This is a genomic window from Streptomyces sp. NPDC041796 (assembly GCF_055590785.1).
Genome location: NZ_JBVJAH010000013.1, coordinates 34389 through 53080 on the forward strand (window position 1 = coordinate 34389; position 18692 = coordinate 53080).

At 72.8% G+C, this 18692-nt stretch carries 1 protein-coding gene; it reads right to left on the reverse strand.

Going from position 1 to position 18692, the window contains the following annotated elements:
* Nucleotides 1–2: 2 nt before the first annotated feature.
* Entirely contained in the window at nt 3–18620 is an 18618-nt protein-coding gene (locus ACZ6C1_RS25565) for an SDR family NAD(P)-dependent oxidoreductase (RefSeq protein WP_469243550.1), read from the reverse strand.
* Between the last annotated feature and the right edge of the window lie 72 nt (nt 18621–18692).

Genomic DNA, 18692 nt, shown 5'->3' on the forward strand with positions numbered 1-18692 from the left:
GTCTACCTGCCGAGTTCGTTGTCAAGTGCCGCGAAGAGTTCGTCGTCGGTTGCCAGGTCGAGGTCGGCGCCGTCGGGGCCGCCGTCCACCGTCCGCAGCAGGCCGCGCAGTCGCGCGGCGTACGTTCCGGCCGGTCCGTCGCCGTCCGACGGGCCGGCGGCCGCGAGAGCCGCCTCAAGTGCGTCCAGGGCCGCCTGGACCGGGTCCGCCACCTCGCCGACCAGCTCGCCCCACAGGTACTCGGCGACGGCTCGGGTGGTCGGGTGGTCGAAGACGAGCGTGCTGGGCAACCGCAGTTCGGTGACGGTGTTCAGCCTGTTGCGCAGTTCGACCGCGGTCAGGGAGTCGAAGCCCAGGTCCAGCAACCCGCGCTGGACGTCGATCGTCCGCGGGGCCGGGTGGGCCAGGACGATGCCGACCTGTTCCCTGACGACGTCGAGCAGCAGCTGCTGCTGCTCTTCCGCGTCCAGGCCCGTGAGCCGCTGCGCCAGCGGGATCTCCGCCGGAGCGGAGGTACGCCGGCCGGCCCGGCGCTCGGTGCGCACCAGGCCCCGGTACAGCTCGGGCAGTGCCTCCCCGAGCCCCCGCAGCGCCGCGAGGTCGAGTGCCACCGGCGCGAGCACCGGTCGGATCCCCGCCTCGCCGTCGGCTTGCGGCGCCTTCGCTCCGGCCAGGGCCGTGTCGAGGGCGGCGAGTGCCCGGTCGGCCGGCATCGGCAGGATCCCGTTGCGTGCGAGCCTGGCCCGGTCGGCATGGTCGAGGTCGCTCGCCATCCCGTCCTGCCACATGCCCCAGGCGAGGGACACGGCCGGCAGGCCCTCGGCGCGCCGGTGTTCGGCGAGCGCGTCCAGGAAAGTGTTGCCGGCGGCGTAGTTGGCCTGTCCGGCGTTGCCCACCAGGCCGGCGACGGAGGAGAAGAGGACGAAGTCCGTCAGCTCCAGTCCGGCGGTCAGCTCGTGCAGGTTCCAGGCGGCTTCCACCTTCGGCCGCAGGACCCGGGAGAGGCTCTCCGGGCTCATGGCCTCCAGCGTGGCGTCCTCGACGACGCCGGCCGCGTGCACGACCGCGGTGAGCGGGTGCTCGTCCGGGATCGAGGCGAGCAGCCCGGCCAGCGCGTCGCGGTCGGCCGCGTCGCACGCCGCGACCCGTACGTCCGCGCCGAGCGCCGTCAGTTCCGCGACCAGGTCCTCCGCCCCGCCCCGCCGGCTGGTGAGCAGCAGGCGACGGGCGCCGCGGCCGGTCACCAGGTGCCGGGCGACCTGGGCTCCGAGTGCGCCCGTGCCACCGGTGATCAGCACCGTGCGCTCCGGGTCGAACGCGTCGTCGGCGTCCGGGGTCCGGACCGGGTACGGGACCTTGGCGAGCCGCGTCACATACGCCTGTCCCTGGCGCAGTTCGAGCTGCGGTCGGGGATCGGCCAGGGCCGCGGCGAGCAGCTCGCGGCCGGCCGGGAGGCCATCGGTGATCACGTGCTGGAAGAGTCCCGGGTGCTCCGAATCGGCGGTCCGCATCAGCCCGGTCAGTGCGCTGTGCGCCAGTTCCCCGGTGCTGACCACGGCGAGCCGCGCTCCGGCCGACGTGTCCATGGCGAGCCACTGCCGCAGTACCGCCAGCACCTCCTCCGTGACCCGGCCGGTCTCCTGCGCGGTGGCCTGGCGTACCGGAAGGACGACCACGTCGGGTGCGGCCGCGCCGTCCGCCGTCGAGGCGGCCAGGTCGGCCAGGTCGGCGTGGTGCTCGGCGGCGAGCCCGAGGTCGGCCTCGCCGAGGACCACGACGGTCTTGTCGCCACCGGTGGGGAGTTCCACAGCGGCCCGCTCCACCGCGTACACGTGCTGGTCGGAGGGGCGGGTCGGCGCGGTCCCCGCCGGCAGGGCCCGAAGGGCGAGCGAGGCGACGGTGGCGACCGGCGAGCCCGTCTCGTCGGCGATGCCGACCGCGACCGTTCCGTCCGGGCCGGCCGACAGCTTGACCCGCAGGGTGCCGGCCCGGGACCCGGTCAGCTGGACGCCGCCGAAGGAGAAGGGCAGCCGCAGTTCGGCCGACTCCTCCAGGAGCAGTGCGTGCAGCGCGGCGTCGAACAGTGCCGGGTGCAGGGCGAATCCCTCGGGGTCGACGGACAGCCGTACCTCGGCGTAGAGGTCCCCGCCCGAACGCCATGCCGCCTGCAGGCCCTGGAAGGCGGGGCCGTAGCCGTAGCCCTGGTCGGCGAGGCGGTCGTACAGGTCCTCGACCGGCAGGATTTCGGCGCCGGCCGGAGGCCAGGACGCGAGGTCGGGTTCGGGGCCGCCGGGAACGGCGGCCACCACGGTTCCGGTGGCGTGCCGGTTCCAGACGTCGCCTTCCTGGTCCCCGCGCGAGTGGACGGCGACAGGCCTGCGGCCTTCTCCGTCGGGGCCGCCGACGGTGATCTGGAGCTGGAGCGCGCCCTCGTCGGGAAGGACCAGGGGTGCCTGGAGGGCGAGTTCCTCCAGCCGCTCGCAGCCGAGTGCGGCGCCCGCGTGGAGCACGAGCTCCACCAGGGCCGTGCCCGGGACCAGCAGGGTCCCGGCGACGGCATGGTCGGCGAACCAGGGGTGGCTGCGGGCCGAGATCCGGCCGGTGAACAGGACGCCGTCGGAGTCGGCGAGCGGAACCGCGGCCCCCAGCAGCGGGTGCCGTGCGGAGTCGAGTCCCGCTGAGGTGACGTCGCCGCCGCCGGGCCCCTCCGTGAGCCAGTAGCGCCGGCGCTGGAAGGGGTAGGTCGGCAGGTCCGCGGCCGGTCCGGCGTCCTCGCCGAACAGTGCGCGCCAGTCCACCGGCACGCCCCGTACATGGGCGTGGGCCACGGCGGTGACGGCGGTGTGCGGCTCGGGGCGCCCGCCGCGCAGCACCGGGACCATGAGCGATCCCGCGTCGAGGAAGTCCTGCCCCATCGCGCTGAGCACGCCGTCCGGGCCGAGCTCCAGGAAGGTCCGTACGCCTTCGGCTTCCAGGGCGCGTGCCGCGTCCAGGAAGCGCACGGGCCGGCGGACGTGCCGGACCCAGTACTCGGGCGTGGTCAGTTCCTCGGCGCCGACCGGCTGCCCGGTCAGGGTGGAGACGATCGGGATGGTCGGCGCGGCGAACGTGAGCCCCTTCGCGACCGTCTGGAATTCGTCCAGCATCGCGTCCATGTGCGGGGAGTGGAAGGCGTGGCTGACGCGCAGTCGCTTGGTCTTGCGTCCCCGGGCGGAGAGTTCGGCGCCGACGGCCTCGACGGCTTCCGCGTCGCCCGAGAGCACCACGGAGGTGGGGCCGTTGACGGCGGCGATGCCCAGCAGGTGCTCCCGTCCGGCGAGCAGCGGCAGCACCTCCTGCTCCTCGGCCTGCACGGCGAGCATCGCGCCCCCGCCGGGCAGTGCCTGCATCAGCCGGCCGCGGGCCGCGACGAGCTGCGCCGCGTCCGCTCGCGAGAGGACACCGGCGACGTGCGCGGCGGCCAGCTCACCGATGGAGTGGCCCGCGAGGAAGTCCGGCCGTACGCCCCAGTCTTCGAGGAGCCGGAAGAGCGCGACCTCGGTCGCGAACAGGGCGGCCTGCGTGAAGCCGGTCCGGTCCAGCGGCGCCGGGTCCTCACCGAAGAGGACGTCGAGCAGCGGCGTTTCCAGCCACTGGTCGAGCTCTCGGCATACGGCGTCCAGGGCCTGGGCGTAGACGGGGTAGGCGGTGTACAGCTCCCGGCCCATGCCGAGGCGCTGGCTGCCCTGACCGGTGAAGAGGAAGGCCGTACGGCCGTCCACGGGTGTACCCCGCACGGTCAGTGCCGCGCATCCGTCGACCGCTTCGGTGGCGGTGGAGGCCACCACCACTGCGCGGTGCGGCAGTGCGGCCCGTCCGACGGCCAGGGTCCGGCCCGTCGCCGCCAGGTCCTGCCGCCCGGTGCCGGCGAGGGCCGCGCCCACCTGGTCCGCCTGCGCCAGCAGGGCCGCGTCGTTGTGCGCGGACAGCAGCAGCGGCACGACCGGCATCGGCTCGGACGGCGGTACCGTCCCCCCGGTCGGCGGCTGCTCCACGATGACGTGGGCATTGGTGCCGCTGATGCCGAAGGAGGACACGCCTGCCCGGCGCGGCCGACGGGACTCGGGCCACGGCACCGCCTCGGTGAGCAGTTCCACCTCGCCGGCGGACCAGTCCACGTGCGGGCTGGGCTCGTCGATGTGAAGGCTCTTGGGGAGCACCCCGTGCCGCATCGCCATGACCATCTTGATGACGCCGGCGACACCGGCGGCGGCCTGGGAGTGTCCGATGTTGGACTTCAGGGAGCCCATCAGCAGGGGGGACGGGCGCTCCTGCCCGTAGGTGGCGAGTACGGCCCGGGCCTCGATCGGGTCACCCAGCGTGGTGCCGGTGCCGTGCGCCTCCAGGGCGTCCACGTCCGCGGTGGTCAGGCCCGCGTTGGTCAGGGCTTGGCGGATCACCCGCTCCTGGGAGGGGCCGTTGGGGGCGGTGAGGCCGTTGCTCGCACCGTCCTGGTTGACGGCGGTCCCGCGGATCACACCGAGGATCCGGCGGCCGTTGCGCCGGGCGTCGGAGAGCCGCTCCAGCAGGAGGACTCCGGCGCCTTCGGCCCACGCCGCCCCGTCCGCCCGCGCGGAGAAGGCCTTGCACCGGCCGTCCGGTGCCAGGCCGCGCTGCCGGCTGAACTCCACGAACAGGGTGGGCGCGGCCAGTACGGTCACACCGCCGGCCAGGGCCAGCCCGCATTCGCCGTTCCGCAGCGCCTGGGCGGCGAGGTGGACGGAGACGAGCGAGGAGGAGCAGGCGGTGTCGACGGTGATCGCCGGTCCCTGCAGGCCGAAGGTGTAGGCGACGCGGCCGGAGGCGACGCTGACCGTGCTGCCGACCGACAGGTAGCCCTCCAAGGCCTCGGGGGCGTCCTTCAGGCGTGCCGCGTAGTCGTTGGCCATGACACCGGCGAACACCCCGGTCTGGCTGCCCTTGAGAGAGGTCGGGTCGATGCCCGCGCGTTCGAAGGCCTCCCAGCAGATCTCCAGCAGCAGGCGCTGCTGCGGGTCGATGGCGACGGCCTCCCGTGCGCTCACCCCGAAGAGCTCGGGATCGAACTGCGGAGCCTCGTAGAGGAATCCGCCGTGCCGGGTGTACGAGGTGCCCACGTGGTCGGGGTCCGTGTCGTACAGGCCGTCCAGGTCCCAGCCGCGGTCGGTCGGGAACGGGCCGATGGCGTCCCGCTCGTCGGACAGCAGCGCCCACAGCTCCTCCGGGGAGCTGACCCCGCCCGGGTAGCGGCACGCCATCGCGACGATCGCGATCGGTTCGTCGGAGGCGCCGGCGACCGGTTCGGCCACGGCCACCGCGGCGGCCGAGCCGAGCAGTTCGGTCCGCAGGAAGCCGGCCAGCTCGACCGCGTTCGGGTAGTCGAACACCAGCGTCGCGGGCAGCTTCAGACCCGCGGCCGCGTTCAGCCGGTTGCGCAGTTCCACTGCCTTGAGCGAGTCGAAGCCCAGCTCGTTGAAGGCCCGGTCGGGCGCGACCTGGTCGGCGTCGGTGTGCCCCAGTACGGAGGCCACCACGCCGCGGACCAGTTCCAGCAGCGCGCGCTCCTGGTCCTGGAGAGCCAGGGGTGCCAGGCGGTCCCGGAGGGAGTTCCCGCCCGCCTGCTCGCCGACGGCGGCGCGGCGCGCCGGACGCACCAGGCCGTGGAAGAGCGCGGGCAGCGTGCCGTCCTCGCTCTGTGCGCGCAGTCCGGTGTAGTCCAGCAGCGCCGGGACGAGCACCGGCCGACGGGCCGCGAGGGCCGCGTCGAACAGCGCCAGCCCCTGCTCGCTGCCGATCGGGGCGATGCCGCCCCGGGACATGCGGGCGAGGTCGGCGTCGGTCAGGTGGCCGGTCATCCCGCTGCCCTCGGCCCACAGGCCCCAGGCCAGCGACGTACCGGGCAGGCCCAGGGCCTGGCGGTGGTGCGCGAGGGCGTCCAGATAGGTGTTGGCGGCCGCGTAGTTGGCCTGTCCCGCGGTGCCGACCGTACCGGCCAGCGAGGAGAACAGGACGAACGCGTCCAGCTCCAGGTCGGCCGTCAGCTCGTGCAGGTGCCGGGCGGCATCGACCTTGGGACGCAGTACGGTGTCGAGCTGCTCGGCCGTGAGGGTGTGCAGCGTGCCGTCGTCGAGGACGCCGGCGGTGTGCAGGACCGCGGTGAGCGGGTGCTCCGAGGGGATCGCGTCCAGCATCGCGGCGACCGCCGCGCGGTCGGCCGTGTCGCAGGCGACCACGGACACGTCGGCTCCGTGGGCCGTGAGTTCGGCCTCCAGCGCCTCCATGCCCGCCGCGTCCCGGCCGCGTCGGCTCGCCAGCAGCAGGTGCCGTACGCCGTGTTCGGCGACGAGGTGGCGGGCGAACAGCCGGCCCAGGGTGCCGGTGGCGCCCGTGATGAGCACGGTGCCCTCGGGGTTCAGGGCGGGCACGGTGTCGCCCGTCGCGGGCGACGTGACCAGCCGCGGTACGAGCAGTGCCCCGTCCCGCAGGCTCACCTGCCCGTCCGGTACGGCCAGCGCACGGCCGAGCTCGGCCTCGGAGAGGTCCCAGTCCGTCAGGTCGAGCAGGCCGAACCGGCCGGGGTTCTCGGCCATGGCGGTACGCACCAGCCCCCAGACGGGAGCCGAGCCGAGTCCGGCCTCCGTACGGGCGGTGGTCGCGTCCCGGGTCACGAAGACCAGGCGCGAGTCGGCGAACCGCTCCTCGGCGAGCCACTCCTGGGCCAGCCGCAGGGCCCGGTGTGCCACGGCGCCGGGGCCGTCCTCGCCGGGGAAGGGGACCACGACGAGCGGCGGGGTTCCGGCCATGGCGGCGAGGTCCGGGTAGCTGCCCAGAGGGGCGGGCAGCCTCCGGCCGCTGCCGGGGTCGTCGAGGACGGCCCATCCGGCGACCGGGGCGGCCTCCGGGGCGGTCGTCCACTCCACCTGCAGCACCGGCCGGTGGGGGGTGCCCGAGCCGGCCAGCCGCGCGGGGTCCACGGCCCGCAGGCTGAGCGTCTTCACCGACGCGATCGGCGCACCGCTCGCGTCGGCGAGGGACAGCGCGGCACCCGAGCCTTCCGGAGTGATCCGTACGCGCAGCACGCTGGCGTTCACCGCGTGCAGCCGAACGCCGGTCCAGGCGAACGGCAGCGACAGGCGGCCGTCCTCGGCTAGCGCCAGCGGGTGCAGGGCGGCGTCGAGGAGGGCCGGGTGGATCCCGAACGCGTCCAGGGGGACGTCCTTCGGGAGCGCGACCTCGGCGAACATCTCCTCGCCGGCGCGCCACAGCGCCCGCAGGCCCCGGAAGGTGGGTCCGTACTGGAAGCCCCGCTCGGCGAGCGTGTCGTACGCCGCCGTCAGGTCGACCGGCTCGGCGCCGGCCGGGGGCCAGGCGGTGTCGGCCGGTACGCCCGCCCGTCCCTCCGCGTGCCCCAGTACGCCGGTGGCGTGCAGGGTCCACGGGTGGAGCGCGGCGTCGTCGGACTCGGGCTCCGGGCGGGAGTGGACCGACAGGGCGCGCCGGCCCTCCGCGTCCGGAGCGTCGACCACGACCTGGAGCTGTACTCCGCCGCGGCCGGCCAGGACCAGCGGCGCCTGGATGGTCAGTTCGTCGAGCTGGTCGAGGCCCGTGTGGTCCCCCGCCCGGATGGCGAGGTCCACGAAGGCGGTACCGGGGAGCAGCACGGTGCCGGCCACGGCGTGGTCCGCCAGCCAGGGCTGCGTGTTCAGGGCGATCCTGCCGCTCAGGACCAGCTTGTCCTCGTCGGCCATCCGGAGCGCCGCACCGATGAGCGGGTGCCGCTCGGCGGCCATGCCGAGCCCGCCCGCGTCACCGGCCGGCGCCGGGCCCTCCAGCCAGTGGCGCCGGCGCTGGAAGGGGTAGGTCGGCAGGTCGACGACCTCCCCCAGTCTCGACTTCGCTCGACCGGGGGGACCCCCATCGGGTCCGCCGGCCACGGCGGCCCAGTCGAGCGGGGCGCCCCAGACGTGGGCCTGCGCCGCGGAGGCGAGGAAGTCGTCGAGTCCGCCCTCGTCACGGTGGAGCGAGGGCACGGTGACGGCGCTGTCGTACGACGTGTCGTCGATCGTCTCCTGGAGCGCGACGGTCAGCACCGGGTGGGCGCTGGCCTCGATGAAGACGCGGTGGCCCTGGTCGAGCAGGGTCCGGGTGACCTCCTCGAGCTGGACGGTCCGGCGGAGGTTGTGGAACCAGTACGAACCGTCGAGCTCCGTGCCGTCCAGCGGCTGCCCGGTGACGGTGGAGAGGAAGGGCACCTCGACGGCGCGCGGGGTGAGCGAGGACAGGGCGTCGAGAAGCTCGTCCCGCAGGTGTTCGACGTGCGCGGAATGGGAGGCGTAGTCGACCGGGATGCGCTTGGCGCGCGTCTTGTTGTCCTTGCAGTGGGCGACCATCTCCTCGAGAGCGGTCACCTCTCCGGCGACCACCACGGAACGCGGGCCGTTGTGTGCGGCGATGTCGATCGCGCCGTCCCAACGGGTGATGAGTTCGCGGACCTCGTCGGCCGGCAGGGCCACCGACACCATCCCGCCCGTACCCGCCAGCTTCACGATCGCCCGGCTGCGCAACGCCACGACCTTCGCCGCGTCCTCCAGCGACAACGCACCGGCGACCACCGCAGCCGCGATCTCCCCCTGCGAGTGACCGACCACCGCATCCGGCTCAATACCCACCGAACGCCACAACGCCGCCAACGACACCATCACCGCCCACAACGCGGGCTGCACCACATCCACCCGGTCCAAACCGGGCGCACCCTCCACACCACCCAGCACATCCAGCAACGACCAGTCCGTGAACGGCGCCAGCGCCCGCTCACACTCCACCAGCCGGGCAGCGAACACCGGGGAGGACTCGAAGAGCTCCAACGCCATGCCCTGCCACTGCGAACCCTGACCCGGGAACACGAACACCGTCCTGGCCGAGCCCGTGACCGCGCCCTGCACCAGGTTCGCCGCGGACCCGCCCGAGGCCAGCGCCTCGAGACCCGCCAACAGCTCGTCCCGGCCGGTGCCCGAAACCGACGCCCGGAAGGGGAGGTGCGGGACCCGGGTCGCGAGGGCCGAAGCCAGCCGCGCCGGGTCGACGGTCTCCGAGGCCAGCAGCTCCCGCACCTGGCCGGCACGCGCCGCCAGGGCCGCCTCGCTCTTCGCCGAGACCACCAGCGGAAGCCCCGCCACCACCGGCTCGGCGGCCACGACCGGCTCCGGGCCCTGCTCCAGGACCACATGCGCGTTCGTCCCGCTGATACCGAACGAGGAGACGGCCGCGCGACGCGGACGCGCCACCTCCGGCCACGCCCGACGCTCGGTGACCAGCTCCACGGCACCCGTCGACCAGTCGACGTGCGGCGTCGGCTCGTCCACGTGCAGCGTCGCCGGAAGCTCCCCGTTACGCATGGCCATCAGCATCTTGATGATGCCCGCGACACCCGCGGCGGCCTGCGTGTGACCGATGTTCGACTTGATCGATCCCAGGCGCAGCGGCTCTTCGCGGTCCTGGCCGTAGGTGGCCAGCAGCGCGTTCGCCTCGATCGGGTCACCGAGCCGGGTACCGGTGCCGTGTGCCTCGACCGCGTCCACCTCGTGGGGAGCGAGGCGGGCGTTGGCGAGGGCCTGGCGGATGACACGCTCCTGCGAGGGCCCGTTGGGGGCGGTGAGGCCGTTGCTCGCACCGTCCTGGTTGACCGCGGAGCCACGGATCACACCAAGGATGTTGTGCCCGAGCCGCTGAGCGTCCGACAGGCGCTCCAGCACCAGCATGCCCGCGCCCTCGCCCCAGCCCGTACCGTCCGCCGAGGCCGCGAACGACTTGCAGGTCCCGTCCGGCGACAGACCGCGCTGACGGGAGAACTCGACGAAGGTCGTCGGCGTGGACATCACGGTGACACCGCCCGCGAGTGCCATCGAACACTCGCCCTGGCGCAGCGCCTGAGCGGCCAGGTGCACCGCCACCAGCGACGAGGAACACGCCGTGTCCAGCGTCACCGCCGGCCCCTCGAAACCGAACGTGTAAGCCACCCGGCCCGACAGGACACTCGCGATCGTGCCCGTCAGCAAATGCCCCTCGAAGCCCTCCGGGGCACTTCCCAGCCGCGACCCGTAGTCGTTGTACATCACACCCGCGTAGACACCGGTCGAGGAACCGCGCAGCGAGGCGGGGTCGATTCCCGCACGCTCCAGCGCCTCCCACGCGACCTCCAGCAGCACCCGCTGCTGCGGGTCGGTCGCGATCGCCTCACGCGGACTCAGTCCGAAGAACTCGGCATCGAACTCGGCGGCGTCGTAGAGGAATCCGCCCTTGCGCGTGTACGACTTGCCGATCTTCTCGGGGTCCGGGTCGAAGAGGCCTTCCACGTCCCAGCCGCGGTCGGACGGGAACTCGTCGATCGCGTCCCGGCCCTCCGCCACGAGCCGCCACAGGTCCTCCGGCGAGGAGACCCCGCCCGGGTAGCGGCAGCCCATACCGACGACGGCGATCGGCTCGTCCAGTCCCGGGGTGTGGGCGGCCACCGACGGGACGACGGGCGTTCCGGTCGCGTCGAGCCGGTCCAGCAGGAAGTCCGCCACCGCCTGCGGCGACGGGTGGTCGAACACGAGGGTGGTGGGCAGTCGCAGCCCGGTCACCGAGCCCAGCCGGTTGCGCAGTTCGACGGCCGTGAGGGAGTCGAAGCCGGTGTCCGTGAATGCCTTGGCCGGGTCGATGTCGGCGTTGGCCCCGTGCCCGAGGACCAGCCCCACGGTCTCCCGTACGGTCTGGAGCACGGCCTGCGCCCGCTCCTCCGCGGCCATCGCGACCAGCCGCTGGACCCACGACGAGTCGGCGCCGCGGGCGGCGCCGGCCGCCTGGCGGCGGCGGACGCGGACCAGGCCGGTGAACAGCTCGGGGAGCGCGTTCTCCTCGGCCCGGGCGCGCAGGGCGCCCAGGTCGAGTTCGGCGGGGACCAGCAGCGGCTCCGCCGAGGCGAGCGCCGCGTCGAACAGATCGAGACCCAGCTCCGGGGTCAGCGCGACGATTCCGTTCCGCTTCCACCGCGCGACGTCGGCGTCGGCGAGGGTGCCGGCCATGCCGTCGGCGCTGTCCCACAGGCTCCACGCGAGGGAGGTGGCGGGCAGGTTCTGGGCGCGGCGGTGGTGTGCGAGGGCGTCGAGGAAGGTGTTCGCCGCCGCGTAGTTGGCCTGGCCCGCGTTGCCCAGGAGACCCGCGATGGACGAGAACATGACGAACGAGGCGAGGCCGAGGGACTCGGTGAGGCGGTGGAGGTTCCAGGCCGCGTCCACCTTGGGACGCATCACCCGCTCCAGATGACCGGCCGACAGCGACGCGACCGTCGCATCGTCCAGGACACCCGCCGTATGCACCACGGCCGTCAGCGGACGCTCGACCGCGACCTCGTCCAACAGACCGGCCAGCGCGTCGAAGTCCGACACGTCGCAGGCCGCCACCCGGGCCCGCGCGCCCAACTCCGCCAGCTCCGCCACGAACTCGGCGGCACCCGGAGTCCCACCACCACGACGCGACACCAACAGCAGGTGCCGCGCGCCATGGTGCGTCACCAGCCGACGCGCCACCAGTCGGCCCAACGTACCCAGAGCACCGGTCACCAGGACCGTGCCCTCCGGATCCAGGCCCTCCACCGCACCCGCCACGACACCCGCGGCACGCGCAAGGCGCGGCACGAACAATCCGCCGCCCCGCACCGCCACCTCGGGCTCACCCGAGGCCATCACCGCGGGCAGCAGCTCGGCACCACCCTCGTCCACGTGGGCGAGGACCAGTCGGCCGGGCTGCTCGGTCTGCGCGGTACGGATCAGGCCCACGAGCGGGGCCGTGTGCAGCGTGCCGTCCGGCACGACGAGGACGAGCCGGCTCTCCGCGAACTGCGGGGCGGCCAGCCATTCCCGCACCGCCTCCAGCCCGCGCGCCGCCGTGGCGTGGGTCTGGTCGAGTACGTCACCGCTGGTGCCGACGACGAGCTCCCGCTCGCCGATCACCACGAACTCCGGTGCGGCGGATCCGGCGTCGATCGCGGCGCCGAGCGCGGCGAGGTCGGGGTAGGGCCCCTCGCCCAGCCGGACCCATTGCTGGTCGGCGACCGGCTCGGCCGCCGGGACGGCCTCCCAGGCCACCCGGTAGAGGGACTCCACGGCCGGGCCGCCGACGGCGAGCTGATCGCGGGCGATCGGCCGCAGGGTGACCGACTCGATCGCCGCCACCGGAGCGCCGGCGCCGTCGGCGAGAACGAGACGGGCCGTGTCCTGGCCGGTACGGGTCCAGCGGACGCGCAGCACCGTGGCACCGACCGCGTGCAGCACGAAGCCCGACAACGAGAACGGCAGACGGATCGTGCTGTCGTCCTGCGCCGAGGCCGCGGCCTCCAGCACGAGCGGGTGCAGAACCGCGTCGAGGACGGCGGGGTGCACGCCGAAGCGCGCGGCCTCGGTCCGGAGCCGGTCGGGCAGGGCGACCTCGGCGAAGAGGTCGTCGCCGGCGCGCCAGGCGGCGCGCAGACCGTGGAAGGCCGGACCGTAGCCGTAACCCAAGTCGTCGAGGCGGTCGTAGACGCCGTCCAGCGCGATGGGGGTGCCGTCGGCCGGGGGCCACTGGTCCAGCGGAACGCCCGGTGAGGGGACGGAGGACGTGAGCAGGCCCGCCGCGTGGGCGGTCCACTGCTCTTCGCCGGTGCGCGAGTACACGGTGAACCGACGATCGCCGCGCGCGTCGGCCCGGTCGACGGTCAGCCGGAGCTGAGCGCCCGCCTTCTCCGAGAGGCTCAGGGGTGCCTGGAGGGTGAGTTCCTCCACGGTGGTGTAACCCAGCTCCTCGGCCGCGGTGCCCGCGAGCTCCAGGAACACCGTCCCCGGAACCAGGACCGTGCCACCGATCGTGTGGTCGGCCAGCCACGGATGCGAGGACAGCGACACCGAAGCCGAGAACTGCACCGCGTCACCATCGGGCTCCGTGATCACCGCGGCCAGCAACGGATGGTCCACAGCCGTCAGACCCAGACCCGCCGCATCACCGGAACGCGGCGCGTCCAACCAGAAACGCTCCCGCTGGAAGGCGTACGTGGGCAGCTCCACCGGACCGGAACCCGGGAGGAACCCCTCCCAGTCCACATCCACACCATGGGCGTGCACGGCGCCCAAGGCGGTGAGGAGGGAACGCTTCTCGGCACGGTCCTTGCGCAGCACCGGAACCACGACGGTGCCCTCGGTGCCGGCCAGGCACTCGCCCGTCAGGCCCGCAAGCGTCCCGTCGGGGCCCAGCTCCACAAAGGCCGTCACACCGAGACCGGCCAGCGTGGCGATGCCGTCGGCGAATCGGACCGCCGAACGGGCCTGGACGGCCCAGTACTCGGCGGTGAACTCCTCGATGACCTCGCCGGTGACGTTCGAAACGACCGGGATCCGGGGAGCCGAGTGGGTCAGCGTCCGGGCGACCTCGGTGAGCTCCGCCAGCATTCCGTCCAGGTGCGCGGAGTGGAAGGCGTGGCTCACCTTCAGCCGTGTCGCCTTCACACCCTCCGCGCGAGCCAGCTCCAGGACTTCGAGCACGGCCGCCTCGTCACCCGAGATCACCGTGCCGGCAGGGCTGTTGAACCCGGCCACGTCCACACCGGAACGACCTTCGAGCCACCCGGCGACGCGCGCTTCACCCGCGTTCAGGGCAACCATCGCCCCACCCTCGGCAACACCCTCCATCAGACGCGCCCGCGCGCACACCAACCGCGCCGCGTCCTCGAGAGACAGCACACCCGCCACATGGGCCGCCGCAAGCTCACCGACCGAATGACCCACCAGATAGTCCGGGATCACCCCGTAATGGGACAGCAGACGGAACAGGGCCACCTCGACCGCGAACAACGCCGGCTGAGTGAACACCGTCCGCCGGAGCAGCTCCGGCTCGCCCTCGATCACCCCGGCGAGCGAGCGGTCCAGATGCACGTCAAGAGCCGCGACGACCTCGTCGAACGCGGCCGCGAACACCGGCTCCGCCGCGTACAACTCACGGCCCATGCCCACACGCTGGCTGCCCTGCCCGGAGAACAGGAACGCCACCGAACCCGCCGAGACGGCCTCGCCCGGGGTCAGCGCCCGCAGAGCGTCCAGGAGCTCCTCACGGGTCTCCCCCACGACCACCGCACGGTGGTCGAAGCGGGCACGCGATACGGCCAGCGAGCGGCCCACAGCCGCGACGTCCAGCTCCGGCCGCTCCTCCAGGAACGACACCAGCCGGTCCGCCTGCTCCGCAAGAGCAGCCCCCGACTTGCCCGACACCACCCACGGCACCGGACCCGACACCGGCGGCTCCTCCACCGGAGCCTCGCTCTTCGTGACCTGCTCGACGATGAGGTGTGCGTTGGTGCCGCTGATGCCGAAGGACGAGATGCCCGCCCGGCGCGGACGGTCGAGCTCCGGCCACTTCCGGGCCTGCGTCAGCAGCTCCACCGCGCCGGCCGACCAGTCGACGTGCGAGGTCGGCTCGTCCACGTGCAGCGTTGCCGGGAGCACCCCGTTACGCATGGCCATGACCATCTTGATCACGCCCGCGACACCCGCCGCGGCCTGCGTGTGGCCGATGTTCGACTTCAGTGAGCCGAGCCGAAGCGGCTCTTCACGGTCCTGGCCGTAGGTGGCCAGCAGCGCCTGCGCCTCGATCGGGTCGCCGAGCCTGGTGCCCGTGCCGTGCGCCTCCACCGCGTCCACCTCGGACGCCGACAGGCGGGCATTGGCCAGCGCGGCGCGGATGACCCGCTCCTGTGAAGGCCCGTTCGGGGCCGTCAGACCGTTGCTCGCACCGTCCTGGTTCACGGCGGAACCACGGATCACCGCGAGCACCCGGTGCCCGTTGCGCTCCGCGTCCGAGAGCCGCTCCAGCACCAGCAGACCCACACCCTCGGCCCAGCCCGTGCCGTCCGCCGACGAGGAGAACGCCTTGCACCGCCCGTCCGGCGACAGCCCGCGCTGCCGGGAGAACTCCACGAACATGCCGGGCGTGGCCATGACGGACACACCGCCGGCGATGGCCACGGAGGACTCGCCCTGGCGCAGCGACTGCGCGGCGAGGTGGAGCGCGACGAGCGAGGACGAGCAGGCGGTGTCGACCGTCACCGCCGGGCCCTCCAGCCCGAAGGTGTAGGCCAGCCGGCCCGAGGCCACACTGGCGGTGTTGCCCGTCAGCAGGTAGCCGTCGTATCCGCCGGACGACTCGTGCAGCCGCGGCCCGTACTCCTGTGCCGTCGCGCCCACGTACACACCGGTGCGGGTGCCGCGCAGCGCGGCGGGGTCGATGCCCGCCTGCTCGAAGGCCTCCCAGGCCGTCTCCAGCAGCAGCCGCTGCTGGGGCTCCATCGCCGCCGCCTCGCGGGGGCTGATGCCGAAGAACTCGGCATCGAACCGGTCCGCGTCGTGCAGGAAACCACCCTGGGTGGCGTAGGTCTTGCCGGGACTGTCCGGATCGGTGGCGAAGAGCGCACCGAGGTCCCAGCCCCGGTTGGCCGGGAATCCGTCGACCGCGTCGACCTCGCTGCTGACCAGACGCCACAGGTCCTCCGGAGAGGCGACGCCTCCCGGCAGCCGGCACGCCATGCCCACGATCGCGATCGGCTCGTCGAGGGCCATGGCCTCGTACGCGTCGTCGTCCTCGCCCTGGTCCAGGCCGCGGAGCTGGTCACCGAGGTGTCCGGCGAGTACGGCCGGGGTCGGGTAGTTGAAAAGGAGGCCGGAGGGCAGCGAAAGCCCGGTGGCCACATTCAGCGCGTTCCGGAGCTCGACGGCCGAGAGGGAGTCGAAACCCAGGTCCTTGAAGGTCGTGTCGACGTCCACGTCGCGTGCCGTTCCGTGGCCGAGCACCGCTGCCACGTGCGCACGGACCAGCTCCAGCTCATCGCCTCGCGGCGCGGCCCGCTTCGGCCCGCTCGGCCTTGCCGCGACGGTCCGGACCTGGACGGGCCCGGTCGCCGAACCCTCCAGCCAGAAAGGCTGACGCTGGAAGGCGTACGTGGGCAGATCCACCACACCCGAACCGGGCAGGAACTGCTCCCACTCCACCCCCACGCCGTTGACGTGCGCCTCTGCGACCGAGGTCAGGAAGCGATCCCAGCCACCGTCGTCACGCCGCAGCGATCCGACCACGACAGTGCCGCCGACGCCGGCCTCCTCGGCCGTGTCACCGAGGGCCGAGGTGAGCACCGGGTGGGCACTGACCTCGATGAAGACGCGGTGCCCGTCGCCAAGCAGCGCACGAGTGGCGTCCTCCAACCGGACAGTCCGGCGGAGGTTGCGGAACCAGTACCCGCCGTCGAGCTCCTCACCGTTCAGCGGCTGTCCGGTGACGGTGGAGAAGAACGTGATGTCATTGGTACGCGGCGTGACGCCGGCCAACTGCTCCCGGAGCTCGTCCTCCAACGAGTCGACGTGGGCGGAGTGAGAGGCGTAGTCGACCGGAATGGTGCGGGCACGGTATCCCTTGACCTCGCTTTGTGCGACGAGGTCGGCCAGGGCCTCCGGGTCGCCGGAGACGACCGTGCTCGCGGGGCCGTTGTGTGCGGCGATGTCGATCGCGCCGTCCCACTGGGTGATGAGCTCGCGGACCTCGTCGGCCGGCAGGGCCACCGACACCATCCCGCCCGTACCCGCCAGCTTCACGATCGCCCGGCTGCGCAACGCCACGACCTTCGCCGCGTCCTCCAGCGACAACGCACCGGCGACCACCGCAGCCGCGATCTCCCCCTGCGAGTGACCGACCACCGCATCCGGCTCAATACCCACCGAACGCCACAACGCCGCCAACGACACCATCACCGCCCACAACGCGGGCTGCACCACATCCACCCGGTCGAAACCGGGCGCACCCTCCACACCACCCAGCACATCCAGCAACGACCAGTCCGTGAACGGCGCCAGCGCCCGCTCACACTCCACCAGCCGGGCAGCGAACACCGGGGAGGACTCGAAGAGCTCCAACGCCATGCCCTGCCACTGCGAACCCTGACCCGGGAACACGAACACCGTCTTGCCCGCACCGTCCGGCACCGCACGACCCGACACCACACCAGCCGCGGGCATACCCGCGGCCAACGCCCGAACCCCCGCCAGAAGCTCCTCGCGAGTCTCCCCCACCACCACCGAACGGTGATCGAAACGAGCACGCGACACCGCGAGCGAACGACCCACGGCCGCGGCGTCCAGCTCGGGACGCCCCTCCAGGAACGACACCAGCCGTTCCGCCTGACCAGCCACAGCCTCGGCCGACTTGCCCGACACCACCCACGGCACCACACCCGAGCCGGACTCAGCGCCGGGCATCTCCTCCGCGGCCACCTCGGTGCGCCAGTCCGAGAGCACGACGTGGCAGTTCGTACCGCCCACACCGAACGAGCTGACACCCGCGTAGAGCGGCTCGTCCGGACGCGGCCATGGCTCGACGCTCCGCTGTACGGCGAGCTTCCACTCGTCGAACGGAATGTCCGGGTTGGGGGTTTCGAAGTTCAGGCTCGGCACGAGCTCGCGGTTACGTATGCAGAGCGCCGCTTTCAGCAGGCCGACGATGCCGGCGGCACCCTCGAGGTGTCCGACGTTGGTCTTCACCGATCCGACCCGCAGCTCAGCCCCGTCCGCGCGGCTGTCACCGAGCACCGCGCCCAGAGCCGACGCTTCGATCGGATCGCCCAGCTTGGTACCCGTGCCGTGCAGTTCGACGTACTGCACCTGCTCCGCGGACACCTTGGCCCGCTCGTACGCCTGCCGCAGGACATCCTGCTGGCCGGCCGGACTCGGTACGGTGAGGCCCTCGGTCGTCCCGTCGTTGTTCATCGCGCTGCCGTGCAGCACGCAGTAGACCGGGTCGCCGTCCGCCATGGCGGCGTGCAGCGGCTTGAGCACGACGAACGCGCCGCCCTCACCGCGTACATAGCCGTTCGCCCTCGCGTCGAAAGTGAAGCTGAGGCCGTCCGGTGAGAGTGCCCCGAAGCGTTCCGCGCCGATGGTGCTGTCCGGCACCAGATTGAGGTTGACACCGCCGGCGACGGCCATGGCGGACTCGCCGCGGCGCAGGCTCTCGACCGCCAGGTGTACAGCGACCAGGGAGGAGGACTGGCCGGTGTCCACGGCCGCACTCGGTCCGTGCAGACCCAGGGTGTAGGAGATCCGGTTGGCGATGACGCCGCGGTTGAGACCCGTCAGCGTGTGGCGGGTGATGCCGTCGGCCCCGTGCTGATGCGTGAGGGCGGCATAGTCGTCGGCCATGACGCCGACGAAGACACCGGTCCGGCTGTCGGCGAGATCGGACGGGAGGACCCTGGCGTCCTCCAGTGCCTCCCAGGCGAGCTCAAGCATCAGCCGCTGCTGCGGATCCATCGACGACGCCTCACGCGGACTGATGCCGAAGAAGCCCGCGTCGAAGCCGCTGACGTCCTCGAGATATCCCCCGGGCCGAGAGGGCAGTTCGGGGCGGCCCGCCGGGGGCGCGCCGATCGCACTGCGGCCGTCACGCAGCAGCTGCCACAGCTCAGCGGGGTTCTCCGCATGCGGCAGTCGGCAGGACATACCGACAATGGCGATCGCCTCGGTCGATGTCGACGTGTCCGCTTGGAATTCAACCATGGTCGGGCTGCCCTACCTGTTGTTACGTACGATGCTTGAGCGGAGGCGTAGCACCCGCAGCCGTGCTACGGG

What these genes read in the sequence shown, in the direction of transcription:
- ACZ6C1_RS25565 (WP_469243550.1), bottom strand. Translation starts at nt 18,620, where the DNA reads ATGGTTGAATTCCAAGCGGACACGTCGACATCGACCGAGGCGATCGCC.